This window comes from Allobosea sp. TAB14, from assembly GCF_052113865.1.
Taxonomy (GTDB): domain Bacteria; phylum Pseudomonadota; class Alphaproteobacteria; order Rhizobiales; family Beijerinckiaceae; genus Allobosea; species Allobosea spartocytisi.
On the sequence record NZ_JBFRDQ010000062.1, the window covers coordinates 1 to 12115 of the forward strand.

Below are 12115 nucleotides of genomic sequence, written 5' to 3' on the forward strand. Positions count from 1 at the left end.
CTGCGAAATAGGCCGCGGTATCGCCCGGCAGCACCCGCGTCAGCAGGAAGGTGACGATGATCACGCCGATGACCGAGGGGATCGTCGTCATCAGACGCTGGCCGATCATGCGCAGCATGGGAGAGCCTCCTTCGTGGCGTTCGGCCTCGTCCTCATCATCGGGCGGAGCGAAGCGCAGGCCCGAGAATCCTGAGCGGGAGATGCTCGGGTCTGCGCCCGAGCATCATGCATCGCGGCGCGACGGTGCCGCCTCACCCCTTGGTCAGGTAGCGGAAGTCCGGCTCGCGGCAGGGCTGGAACTGGTAGCCGCCAATCGCCTTCTGCAGCGCGACGTCATGGGTCGGCTGGTTGATCGGCACCATCGGCACCTCGTTTTCCACCAGCTTGACGAAGTCGATGACGTTGGCGTCGTAGGAGGCCTTGTCGGGCGCGAAGCGCGCGGCATCGACGAGCTTGTCCAGCGCCGGATTCTGGTAGGCGGCGATGTTGAAGATCGAGTTGTTGCCGTGCATCGTCCAGAACAGATAGTAATCGGGATAGTCGAGCCAGCCGGCGAAGCGGTTCAGCACCATCGGATTGGTCTTCTTGGCGATCTCGGTGCGGAAGTTCGCGCCCGGAACCTTGTTGATCTCGACAGTGATCCCGATCGCGGCGAGCGCTTCCTTGATCAGCACCGCCATCGGCTCGGCAACGGTGGCGTTGCCGGCGTCGAAATACAGCGTCGTCGAGAACGGGCCGCCGGCCGCATCGACCAGGGCCTTCGCCTTGGCAACGTCGGAGGTGTAGGGGAAGGGCTGCGGCCAGGCGACCTTGGGATCAGTCCCGCCCGCCATCGAGACGCCACGGCCGAACAGCGAGGCCTGGAGGATCTTCTCATAGGGCATCACCCAGGCTACGGCCTGGCGCAGGCGCACGTCCTTGAACGGGCCGACCTGCGTGTTGAGATAGCAACCCCAGACGCCGTTGGGGATCGGAACGCCGACGACATTGACCTTGCCGGCATCGAGCAGGTCCTTGAAGTCCTTCGGCGGCAAACCGTACGAGACATCCGCGTCGCCGCGCTCCATCAGGGCCCGGCGGGTCGAKGGCGAGGCGATGTCGCGCGCGATGATGCGGCGCAGCTGCGGCAGCTTTCCGCATTTCCAGTCGTCATTGCGGACGTAGATGGTCTCCACACCGGGCTTCCAGCTCTCGACCTTGTAGGCGCCGGAGCCGGCGATGTTGTTCTTCAGCCATTCCTTGGCATGGGGGTCGCCACCGCCATTCTTGATGGCGAGCTCGGAGTCGAAGACGAAGGGGATCGTGACCGCGAGGTTGGGCAGCGTCATCTTGTCCTTGCGGATGAAATCGACGCGAAACGTCTTCTCATCGACGACGACGAACTGCTCGGGTTTTTCCAGCGAGCCGGCATTCATCTGCGTCGTGGCGAAGCCGCCGATCGTGCAGGCGCGGTCGAGCGACCATTTGACGTCGGTCGCCGTGACCTTGCGGCCGGAATGGAAGGTGGCGTCGCGCAGCTTGAAGGTGCAGCTCATGCCGTCGGAGGCAACCTGCCAGCTCTCGGCCAATTCGCCTTCGAGTTCGCCCATCGAGATGGTGTTCCCGCCGCCRCCGGGGATCGGCACCGGCTTGAAGCGCAGCAGGCGGTCATAGCAATTCAACGCGACGCCATTGACAGGCTGCGAGGAGCCGATGCCCTGCATGTCGAGGCTGTTCGGCCCGTACTCCTGAACCAGCAGCAGGGTTTCAGCCCGGCCCACGGCCTGGGCTCGTGCCTGGCTTCGCGCCACGAATGGCGCCGCGAGACCTGCAGCGATGGCGGTGCGGCGTGTGATCATCACTCGGAAACCCCTGGTTTTGCCAATCGGATGTCGTGACGCGCCGGATCTTCGGAGGCGGGCCCGCAGACCGCGCTTTCGGCTATCGCGAGAGCGCAGTCGCGGCGCATGGCGGCTCTGACGGGGCTCGGGCGTGAAGGCGGTTCAGCGGCGGCGCACATGGCGCTGCCGAAGCACGTAGCGTGCCAGCAGATAGTGAATTGAAATCCCTTGGGAAAAACGCGCTTTGGCGAGCGCTTCATCCCACATTGTATGCAATGAACAAAAAATGCCTATGGAATAGGCGATCTTACGATCGACTCAAGCGGCATGGGCCATAAGGTCGCCAGCGATCAGATTCCAGACCTGTCGCTTGAGCGCGGCATAGGCGGGGAGCGACTGAGCCTCGATGTCGCGCGGGCGCGGCAGGTCGTTGTCGATCACCGCGGCGATGCGGCCGGGACGCGGCGACATCACGACAATGCGGTCGGCCATCACCAGGGCCTCGTCGATGTTGTGCGTCACGAAGACGATGGTCTTGCCGCTCTGGGCCTGGATGCRCATCAGCTCGCCCTGCAGCACCTCGCGGGTCATCGCGTCCAGCGCCGCGAAGGGTTCGTCCATCAGCATCACCTCGGGGTTGGCGGCGAGACAGCGCGCCAGCGTGACGCGCTGCTGCATGCCGCCGGAGAGCTCGACGGGATAATGCCCGGCGAAGCCCGACAGCCCGACCATGGCCAGGAACCGTTCGGCGATGTCGCGCCGCTCGCCCCGGCCGATGCCCTTCATCTTGGGGCCGAAGGCGACGTTCTCCCGCACCRTCTTCCAGGGAAAGAGCGCATAGGACTGGAAGACCATGCCGCAGCGCGGGTCGATGCCGGTGATCGCCTCGTCGCGCAGGCGGATCTCGCCACCGCTCGGCGCGACGAAGCCCGCGAACATGTTGAGCAGGGTCGACTTGCCGCAGCCGGACGCGCCGAGCAAGCAGAGGAATTCGCCCTCGCGGACCTCGAGCGAGATGGCGTCGAGCGCCAGCACGCCGCCGCTGCCCTGGTGGCCGGCGAAGCGCTTCGAGACGCCGCGTGCGGACAGGATCGTGCTCATCTCTCGTCTCCCTTCCGTATCTCTCGCTTCAATTCAGCCGCCGGTGGCGTTCCCAGGGCAGAAGCCAGGCCTCAAGCCGGTTCGCCAGGAGATCGGCGATCAGGACGGTCGCGGAGATGCAGACCATGCCGACCAGGACGAGCGGCATGTTGCCCCAGTCCTTGGCCGACCAGATCAGCGCGCCGAGCCCGGTCTGGGCCGCGACCATCTCGGCCGAGAGCACGCAGGACCAGGCGATGGCGAGGCTGACCTTCAGTCCGGCCAGGATGCCGGGCAGCGAGCCCGGCAGTACGACCTCGCGCATCACGGCGAGGTTGCCGGCGCCGAGATTGCGTGCGGCCTTCACCAGCAGCGGATCGACCCGCTTGGTGCTCTCGACCGTGTAGAGCAGGATGTAGATCCAGGAGCCCATGAACACGATCGCGATCTTCTGGCCCTCGCCGATGCCGAGCCAGAGCATCGTCAGCGGAATCCAGGTGATCGAGGGCAGAGGACGGAGCAGCGAGATCAGCGGGTCGATCACGGCCTTGGCCGGCCACCAGGCGCCCATCAGGATGCCAAGCGGCACGGCGACAAGCGTTGCCAGCCCGAAGCCGATGAAGACGCGCCGGGACGACGCGGCGATCGACATCCAGAGATCGGCCGTGCCGGCGATGCTCTGCGCCTCGGCCGCCACCATCGAGGGCGAAGGGAAGAACAGGGGCGAGACGAAGCCGGACTCGGTCGCCAGCGCCCAAAGCCCGTAGAGCGAGAAGATGCCAAGCAGGTTGAGCAGCAGGACCGGCCGGCCGAGGCGCGGCCAGCGCCATTTCGGGCGTTCGCCGGGGCTGGCGGCGGCGGGCAAGACGAGATCGCTGGTGGCTGGCGTCGACATCGGCACGGCTCCTCGCTTTTGGATCAAGGCTTCGGCACGAAGCTGGTGTTCTCCCAGGCCTTCACATCCGGCTTCATCGGAATCTTGCCGTTCTCCGCGAGCCAGCCCGCGAGATGGTCCATCTGCGCGCCATGCCTGCGCATGTGCTCGGGCCAGTCCTTGGTGCCGTAATAGGTAAAGCCCCTGATGCCGGCGAGGACGGTCTCCGGCGGCTGGCGGAAGTAGTGGGCGACCGTCTTCGCCGTCTCTTCCGGGTTGGCGTTGACGAAGTCGGCCGCCTTCATCACGGCGGCGGCGAGCTTGCCGGCCGAGGCCGGATCCTCCTGCACCAGCTTGCGCGAGATGATCATGATGTCGGGCGCCGACATCGTGCCGAAGCGCTGGAACATGTCGGTATCCCTGTCGGTGCCGAGCAACACGCCGTCCGGCACCGCCTTCTTCAGCCCGTCGAGGATCGGCTGCCATATGCAGGCGGCATCGACATCGCCACGCGAGAGCGCGAGCTGCATCTCGTTGGGTGGCAGGTTGACGTAGGAGATGTCGGAGGATTTCAGCCCGGCCTTGGCGAGCAGCCCCGCCATGGTGATCTCGGCCGAGGTGTTGGCTGCGACCTTCCTGCCCTTCAGATCGGCGAAGCTCTTGAAGCCCGAGCGCGCCCAGCAGCCCTCGCTTCCGGGCGAATCGTCGATATTGGCGAAGTAGTAGAAGGAGGTGTTGCCGCGCGCCATTTCGCTCAGCACCGTGGTGCGGCCAAGATTGCTGAAAGCAACGGAGCCGGCGGTGAGCGCGCGCACCCGGTCGCTCGAATTCAGCACCACCTGCAGGCTGACATCGAGTCCGGCCTCGGTGAAATAGCCCTTGTCGACGGCGAGCAGCACGGGGACCATGCCGAGCCAGGTCACCGAGCCCGCGAAGTCGAGCTTGGGCCGTTTGGCCTCCTGGGCGATGCCGGCGGCAGGGACGGCGACGAGGCCCAGGCCGAAAGCGGCCGTGAACGCTGCCTTGGCGAGGAAACGCAGTCTGGTCATGGTCGCTCTCCTGTCGTGCTGGTGTGCGGGGTGGAGTTCAGTAGCCGGCGACGGTGTCGACCTCGTTCAGAAGCTCGGCCCCGGCGCGGAAGCGGCGGACGTTCTCGGCAAAGGTGTCGACGATGGTTGCCAGGCTCGCGGTCGATGAGCAGTGCGGGGTGACGTAGAGGTTCGGCGTCTCCCAGAGCGGGCTGTCCTTCGGCAGCGGCTCGACGGGAAAGGCGTCGATCGTGGCGGCGCGCAGCGTTCCGTCGTTCAGCGCGGCGAGGAGATCGGCCTCGACGAGATGGCCGCCGCGTCCCGCCGAGATCACGACGCCGCCCGGCGGCATCTGCGCGAAGGTCCCGGCACTCAGGATGCCGCGCGTCGTCTGCGTCAGCGGCAGCAGGTTGATCAGGATTTCCGTCCGCGCGAGAAACGCGCCGAAGCCCTCCGCGCCGGCGAAGCAGGTGACGCCCGGCACTTCGTGGAGCGAGCGCGACCAGGCGGCGGTGTCGTAGCCGACGCCGGCCAGGCGCTCCGCCGCCAGCCGGCCCATCTGGCCGAGCCCCATCACGCCGACGCGGAGCTCATGGGCCGAGCGCATGATCTTGTAGGCCCAGTCATGGCGCGACTGGGCGGCTAGGAAATGCGCGACGTCGCGATGATGGAAGAAGGTCCAGGTCAGGACGTAGTCGGCCATGCGCGCGGCGAAATCCTGGTCGACGATCCGCACCATCGCGATCCCTTTCGGGAAGTCGGGATCGAGGAGGTAGTGGTCGATCCCGGCGCCGGTCGCCGACATCAGCTTGAGATTGCGGAACGGCTTGAGGAAGCCATGCGGCATGCGGAAGATGAAGCAGATGTCGATCTCGTCGGGGTCGCCGGCATCGGGCCATTCGCGGATGTCCTCGCCCGGCAGCGCGGCGCGGACGCCCTCGATCAGGTCGCGCCCATAGGCGTTATGGAGCCAGGTGAGAATAGCCATCAGGGTCGCGGTCCGTTGCTGGTTGGAAGCCGTGGGGCGTCGGCCTGGCGCGCCGGCCAGGCGTCGATGCGGCGGATCGAGGCCGCGGCTGCAGCGACCGCGAGGCTGGAACCCGGCAACCAGCGCTGCGGCCGGCCGGCCATGCCCGGAAAGGATGTCTCATCGGCTCGGCTGCCTAGGGCACGTCGCGCCAGGGCCTGGCCGAGTGCGGTCCCGAGCCCGAGGCCGCGTCCGCTGAGGCCGTAGCCGACGAAAAGGCCGGGGCGCGGCTCGATGAGGCGCGGATACTGGTCGGGCGCGAGATCGACCCAGCCGGACCAGCTCTCCGCGAAGGCGGTGACGTCGACATGGGGAAACAGCACGCGAAGCCGCGCGAGCCCGCCCCCCAGATCGCCGGCTCGTCCGCCGCCCGCAGGCCCCGACAGCGTGACGACGAGGCGGCCATCGCCGGTGCGCCTGACGCCGGAAGGGAGCCGGCGCGTATCGGTGAGCGCGCGCTGGCGCGGGAGGATACCCGCGAGCGCATCGGCCGAGAGCGGTGCGGTCGCCGCCTCGTGAACGCGGAAGGGCAGGATGCGGCGGCGCAGCTCCGGCAGGATGCCGCCGATCGCGACACCGGCCGCGACGACCAGCGTGTCGCAGGCGATGCGTCCTTCAGTCGTCTCGACCCTCCAGCCGCCGTGGCTGCTGGACATGTCGACGACGCGGCTGCGCTCGTGCAGCGTCGCACCGGCAGCCGAAGCGGCGCGCGCAAGCCCCCGCGCATAGGCGAGCGGATTGAGCGAGAGGCCGCGCGGCTCGACCAGGGCTGCACGGTAGCTGCCGCCTCCGATCGCGGCCAGAGTCTGTTCCATGTCGAGCAGGGGAAGCGCGACCCCGCGAGCCGCCCAGACATCCCGCCGCTCGCGCAACACGACGGAGCCGCCGGCGGAATGGGCGGCGAAGATCAGGCCGCTCGCATCGAGATCGCAGGCAATGGCGTGGCGGGAGACGAGTTCCGCGACGAGGGCGGGCGTCCCGGCTGCCGTCGCGATCAACCTCTCGCCGGCTTCGGCTCCAAGATCCGACACGGTCCTCGCGGGCTCCGTGCGCRGATAGGGCACGACCTGTCCGAAGGCACGGCCGCTGCCGCCCGCGCCGACCCGCTCGGCCTCCAGAAGGCGCACGCGCGCGCCGGCTTCGGCGAGATGGAACGCCGCGCTCGCACCGGTGATGCCGGCGCCGATGACGACGACATCGGCTCGTGCCTCGCCACGCAGCGGATCGCCGGCAAATGCCGGCTCGCCGCAACCCGCATAGGTGAGCGGCAGCGAAGTCGCGAGGAGGTCGTGACGCCGCGCCATGATCATGCCTCCGTCACGGGCGGCAGGCCGCGTCGGCGGAGCACGGTCTCGAGCCGCATCAGCAGCAGCGGGGCGGTCCAGGACGCGGCGATGGCAAGCCAGGCGACGCGGTCCATGCCCGCGAGCCGGCCATCGGGCCTGATGCTGAGCAGCAGCGGCGCCGTGCCGGCGCCCACAGCCTGGGCGAGATTTGTGACGGCGGCCGCGAGCGACTGGAAGGCGGCACGCTCCGCGGGAAGCGGCACGCGGGTGGCCGAGCCCTGGCTGACCGTGCTGCGCACGAGCTGCATCACCAGAACCATGGCCAGCACCGGCAGGGCCGGCAGCAGCGGCGCCGCACCAAGGAAGGCTGAGCCGAGCACGAGCGTCGTCGCGAGCGCAGCCGCCACCGCGACCGGCAATGCGCCGAAACGGTCGCTCGTGCGGCCGGCCAGAGGCACGACGGCCAGGGTCAGCGCCCCACCCAGCAGATAGACGGCTGAAAGGCCGGTAGCGCCGAGCCCGGTATTGCCCAGCACGAAGACCGGCAGGTTGGGCGAGACCAGCAGGGCCGAGAAGGACGAAGCGGCGATCAGCAGGAAGGCGATCAGGCTCGGCTCGCCGGCGATCAACCGCAGGACGCCGCGCCAGGCCAGGCCGGACGGTCGCGCCTTGGCTGCGGCGAGATGCTCGCGCCGGGGGCCGATCGCGATCGCGGTCACGGCCGAGATCGCGCCCCCGCCCATCGCCAGGGCCAGCAGTGCCCAGCGCCAGCCGCCGGGAAGGGCCGCGAGCAGCGTCCCCACCGGAAGGCCGAGTACGAGTGCCAGCCCATAGGTACCGACGAGGCGGCTCATCGCGAGGCCGCGTCGCTGCAGCGGGACGACGTCGCTGGCGATCGCGACCAGCAGGCCCCAGAGCGGCCCGGCTGCGAAGCCCGCCACGGCGCGCGTCGCCATCAGCGCCACCATGCCGGGGGCGGCGGCGCTCGCGACTGTTGCGAGCGTGAACACGACGGCGCAAGCCGCCAGGGCCTCGCGGCGATCGAAGCGATCGAGCACGAAGGACGCGACGAGGCCGCCCAGGGCCGCCGACAGCGAATAGACCGCGCCGAGATAGCCGAGCGCATCGGCCCTGCCGCCGATCTCCGCCACCAGGAAGGGGCCGAGCGGGAACATCACGGTCGCGTTCAGCGCCACGACGAAGGCAACTGCCGCGAGAAGCGCGACGAGGCTGCGTTCCGACAGTTGGCATGGCGAAGCTGGCACGGGCTCGTTTCCCAAGGGCTCGTCTGGTCGGGCTCAGGCACGCGCCCGCATCGGCGGGGCAGGCTGGAGTGCGGCGCATGCGGTTCCGATTCGCTCGATGGCGCGGTCGAGCATTTCGTCGGGGGCCGCATAGGAGAGCCGGATATGGCCGGGGCAGCCGAAGGCCGAGCCATGGACCAGCCCGACACCGGCAGCGTCGAGCAGATAGAGCGCGAAATCCTCGTCGGTCGCGACGAGGCGTCCGTCCGGGGCCTGCCTCCCGAGCAGCGCCTCGCAGGACGGGAAGGCATAGAAGGCCCCCTCGGGCACGCGGCAGGACAGCCCCTCCACCGCGTTCAGCCCGGCGACGATCCTGTCGCGGCGGCGCTCGAAGGCGGCGACATGGCCCGCGATGAAATCCTGCGGGCCCTCAAGGGCCGCGACGGCGGCGGCTTGACTGATCGAGCAGGCGTTGGTGGTGGAATGCGACTGGATCGCCGACATTGCCCGGATCAGCGGCTTCGGCCCGCCGGCATAGCCGATGCGCCAGCCGGTCATGCAATAGGTCTTGGAGACGCCGTTCATCGTCAGCGTCCGCTCGCGCAGCCGCGGCTCGATGGCGGCGATGGTCGAGAAGCGGAAGCCGCCATAGGTCAGGTGTTCGTAGATGTCGTCGGTCAGGATCCAGACCTTGGGATGGCGCATCAGCACGGCAGCGAGCGCCGCGAGTTCGTCATGCGAATAGGCCGCGCCGGAGGGGTTCGAGGGCGAGTTCAGAATAAGCCAGCGCGTGCGATCCGTGATCGCGGCATCCAGCGCCTGCGGGTCGAGTCGGAAGCCGTTTTCGGCCAGGCACGGAACGATGACCGGCGTCCCCTCGGCCAGCAGCACGATCTCCGGATAGGAAACCCAGTACGGCGCGGGGATCACCACCTCGTCGCCGGCGGAGAGGGTGGCCATCAGCGCGTTGTAGACGATCTGCTTGCCGCCCGAGCCGACGATGATCTCGTGCGGCGCATAGGAGAGCCCGTTCTCGCGCTCGAACTTGCCGGCGATCGCCTTGCGCAGCGCCGGCGTGCCGTCGACGGCGGTGTATTTGGTCTCACCGCGATCGATGGCGGCCTTCGCCGCCTGCTTGATGTGATCGGGCGTGTCGAAATCGGGCTCGCCGGCCACGAGGCTGAGCACGTCGCGGCCCCGCGCGGCGAGCTCGGCGACCTTGCCGTTCAGGACGACTGTCGGAGAGGCCTTCACCCGGCCGAGGCGTTCAGCGCTCTGGAACATGTTCATCAATCCTAAATCAATGCTATCCAAATGCTTGCATATGCGAGATCAGAGTCAATGAACCGGTTCCAAATCCGCTGCGCAAATGTCTTGCAATCGCTGCCTCAACAGGCAGCCTGACGCGCGGGATTAAGGCAGAGGGACGCTTGGGCCGGACTCCGCGCCCGTGTCAGGATGGCGGCGAGAGACGGGGCGAGGCGATGACGGGCATCAAGAAGGCGACGATCCGGGACGTGGCGGCCAGGGCCGGCCTCGCGCTCGGAACCGTCTCGCGCGTCCTCAACGACCACCCCTCGGTGACGCCGCAGGCTCGCAAGAGCGTGCAGGAGGCGATCAAGGCACTGGGCTATCAGCGCGACGCGGTCGCCGGCAGCATGCGCAACGCCCGCACGAAGATGGTCGCCTGCGCGATCCGCGACTTCGATATTCCCGCCTTCGCCAGCTATGTGAAAGCGGCCGAGGGGGTGTTCCGCCGCGCCGGCTACACGCTGCTGCTGGCCAGCACCTCGAACGAGAAGGATGTCGAACTCGCCCTGTTACGTGGCTTCGCGCAGCGGCGCGTCGAGGGCGTCATGATGACGATGAGCGACGAGGCCGATGCCGAACTGGCCGAGACGATCGCCCGCGCGCCGATGCCGATCGTCCTGATCGACCGCGAATTGCTGCCAGATGTCGACCGCGTGATGGCCGACCATCAATCGGGGGCCGAGCAGGCCGTCCAGCACCTGATGTCACTGGGGCACAGGCGCATCGGCATGATCGTCGGCGACCCGGCCGCCTATCCCTCTCGCAGCCGCATCGCCGGATACCGACGCGTGCACGCGCAGCGCGGGGTCGCGGTCGACGAGGCTCTCATCCGCGACCACGCCCTGTCCAACGAGATCGCCTTCCGTGAAACCTGCGCGCTTCTCTCGACGGCCGACCGGCCGACCGCGCTGTTCGTCGCAGCGATGGACATGCTCGCCGGCACGCTGCGCGCGCTGCGCAGCAACGGCCTGCAGCCGGGGCGGGATATCGACCTCGTCGCCGGAAGCGATTCCGACCTTGCCGAACTCGGCACGCCGCCGATCTCGGCCCTGTCCTGGGATCGCGCGGAGATGGGTCGCCACGCCGCCGAGATGTTGCTCGACCGGATACGCGATCCCCAGCCAAGAGCGCCGCGCTGCGTGCGCCTGCCGGTCTCGCTGGTGGTCAGAGGTCGACCGTATGACGGGCTCCCGAGGCGTTGACGTCCCGGTCAACCGGCATCCAGCAGAGGAACACCGACTGTGCGCTTGGCCCACCTGGCAAAACGAAACCGGCAGGAGACGCGTTATTTTTGGAGAGCGTCTGCAAGCGCAGCAAAGAAGGCGTCGTCGTTGATTTCGAGCCGCTGTCGGAAACTCGGCTTCGAGCGAGCGCAGAGCACAACGACGACAAGGCGTTCGCGTGGGTTGATGTGGATATGCTGGCCGTAGATGCCCTCAGCCTGGAAACTACCTGCGAGACGCGCGTCCGGGAGCACGGGGATCCACCACATATAGCCATAGGGGATCGTCTTATCCCCTATGTTGAAAGCAGCACCGGCCTCCGCATTCCAGTTGTCGGGCAGCAATCTGTCATCGCCGATGCGGCCCTCATCCAGCACGAACTGGCCGAAGCGGCCGTAGTCTCGCAAGGTCGCGTGCATGCCGCTGCCGGAGATCGTCATTCCCTCCGGACTTTCCGACCACCAGCTCGCATCGGCCTCCATCCCGAGCCGCGACCAGAGCTTCTCGCTGCAGTAGTCCGCGAGGTTCATCCCGGTCGCGTTCTGCATGAGGAGGCCAATCAAATAGGATTCGCCGGTGTTGTAGACCCAGGATTCTCCGGCCGGCGTTGCAGCCGGCAATGATGCCATGTGCCGGGCGATGCCGCCCTCTTCCCAGCGGCACTGGATATCAAGCAACTGCCGCCGGTCGGATGTCGGATCGGTATAATCTTCACGCCAGCGTACGCCGGATGCCAATCGCAGCAACTGCCTGATCGATACCTGCGCGTAGACTCCGCCGAGCGGCATGTAGCGCGTGACGGGATCGTCGAGGCTTTCGATCGCGCCTTCCTTCAGCGCGATACCCACCAGCGTCGCGGCGACGGATTTCGCGAGCGAACAGGAGTTCCATTGTGTCTCCGGCCCGATGCCGAGCCCATAATGCTCCGCGACGACCGCGTCGTCCTTCATGACGAGCAAGCCGGCGATCCGGTTGACGGAGAGGTAGTCGTAGAGGTCGAAGCTGCGGCCATGATCTTGAATCGCAAGCGGCGGCAACCCGGACGGCGCGCGCTTCAACGCCTTCACCTCGCCGCCACGCCGTATGACTCGCGATGGGAACCAACCCTGGTCTGCTGACATGGTTGCAACCAACTCGTCCGGAAGCAGGGTTCCATCGAAGAAGCGCATCAGCTGACTGCGTTTTGTCTCGTCGATGCTCATGGGTGTTCGTCCACTGTAAA

Annotated in this window: 10 protein-coding genes and 1 pseudogene; 1 reads left to right on the forward strand and 10 read right to left on the reverse strand. The window is 67.6% G+C overall.

Features of this window, described 5'->3' with window-relative positions; all coding sequences use genetic code 11:
* From AB4Y99_RS11525 to AB4Y99_RS11565, 9 genes and pseudogenes are all read right to left on the reverse strand, one after another.
* A pseudogene (locus AB4Y99_RS11525) lies at positions 1 to 118 on the reverse strand (ABC transporter permease); the annotation flags it as partial.
* A gap of 133 nt (positions 119 to 251) precedes the next feature.
* On the reverse strand, positions 252 to 1838 hold the full coding sequence (locus AB4Y99_RS11530; protein ID WP_441523427.1) for an ABC transporter substrate-binding protein: 1587 nt from the start codon (positions 1836 to 1838) through the stop codon (positions 252 to 254).
* 300 nt (positions 1839 to 2138) lie between these two features.
* Positions 2139 to 2921, reverse strand: a complete 783-nt coding sequence (locus tag AB4Y99_RS11535; RefSeq protein WP_441523401.1) for an ABC transporter ATP-binding protein — start codon at positions 2919 to 2921, stop codon at positions 2139 to 2141.
* 28 nt (positions 2922 to 2949) lie between these two features.
* Entirely contained in the window at positions 2950 to 3795 is an 846-nt protein-coding gene (locus AB4Y99_RS11540; RefSeq protein WP_142021759.1) for an ABC transporter permease, read from the reverse strand.
* A gap of 23 nt (positions 3796 to 3818) precedes the next feature.
* A complete protein-coding gene (locus AB4Y99_RS11545) occupies positions 3819 to 4823 on the reverse strand; it encodes an ABC transporter substrate-binding protein (protein WP_051987505.1) in 1005 nt (334 codons plus the stop codon).
* Positions 4824 to 4860: 37 nt separating this feature from the next.
* On the reverse strand, positions 4861 to 5790 hold the full coding sequence (locus AB4Y99_RS11550) for a 2-hydroxyacid dehydrogenase (RefSeq protein ID WP_441523402.1): 930 nt from the start codon (positions 5788 to 5790) through the stop codon (positions 4861 to 4863).
* A complete protein-coding gene (locus AB4Y99_RS11555) occupies positions 5790 to 7133 on the reverse strand; it encodes an NAD(P)/FAD-dependent oxidoreductase (protein ID WP_441523403.1) in 1344 nt (447 codons plus the stop codon). Before AB4Y99_RS11555 ends, AB4Y99_RS11550 begins: the two co-directional genes overlap by 1 nt.
* 2 nt (positions 7134 to 7135) lie before the next feature.
* Positions 7136 to 8380, reverse strand: coding sequence for an MFS transporter (locus AB4Y99_RS11560; RefSeq protein ID WP_441523404.1), 1245 nt, complete (start codon positions 8378 to 8380; stop codon positions 7136 to 7138).
* Positions 8381 to 8413: 33 nt separating this feature from the next.
* A complete protein-coding gene (locus AB4Y99_RS11565) occupies positions 8414 to 9643 on the reverse strand; it encodes a pyridoxal phosphate-dependent aminotransferase (RefSeq protein ID WP_441523405.1) in 1230 nt (409 codons plus the stop codon).
* Positions 9644 to 9843: 200 nt separating this feature from the next.
* Here AB4Y99_RS11565 and AB4Y99_RS11570 point away from each other — a divergent pair, with 200 nt between their 5' ends.
* The gene (locus tag AB4Y99_RS11570) at positions 9844 to 10872 is read left to right on the forward strand and encodes a LacI family DNA-binding transcriptional regulator (RefSeq protein WP_441523406.1); all 1029 of its coding nucleotides are present in this window, start codon (positions 9844 to 9846) and stop codon (positions 10870 to 10872) included.
* An 83-nt stretch (positions 10873 to 10955) separates the two neighbouring features.
* Here the strand turns inward: AB4Y99_RS11570 and AB4Y99_RS11575 are convergent, their stop codons facing one another.
* A complete protein-coding gene (locus AB4Y99_RS11575) occupies positions 10956 to 12095 on the reverse strand; it encodes a serine hydrolase domain-containing protein (RefSeq protein ID WP_441523407.1) in 1140 nt (379 codons plus the stop codon).
* Positions 12096 to 12115: the final 20 nt, after the last annotated feature.

Coding starts and splice junctions, on each gene's coding strand:
- AB4Y99_RS11540 (WP_142021759.1), bottom strand. CDS start 3,795: ATGTCGACGCCAGCCACCAGCGATCTCGTCTTGCCCGCCGCCGCCAGC.
- AB4Y99_RS11545 (WP_051987505.1), bottom strand. CDS start 4,823: ATGACCAGACTGCGTTTCCTCGCCAAGGCAGCGTTCACGGCCGCTTTC.
- AB4Y99_RS11550 (WP_441523402.1), bottom strand. CDS start 5,790: ATGGCTATTCTCACCTGGCTCCATAACGCCTATGGGCGCGACCTGATC.
- AB4Y99_RS11565 (WP_441523405.1), bottom strand. CDS start 9,643: ATGTTCCAGAGCGCTGAACGCCTCGGCCGGGTGAAGGCCTCTCCGACA.
- AB4Y99_RS11570 (WP_441523406.1), top strand. CDS start 9,844: ATGACGGGCATCAAGAAGGCGACGATCCGGGACGTGGCGGCCAGGGCC.
- AB4Y99_RS11575 (WP_441523407.1), bottom strand. CDS start 12,095: ATGAGCATCGACGAGACAAAACGCAGTCAGCTGATGCGCTTCTTCGAT.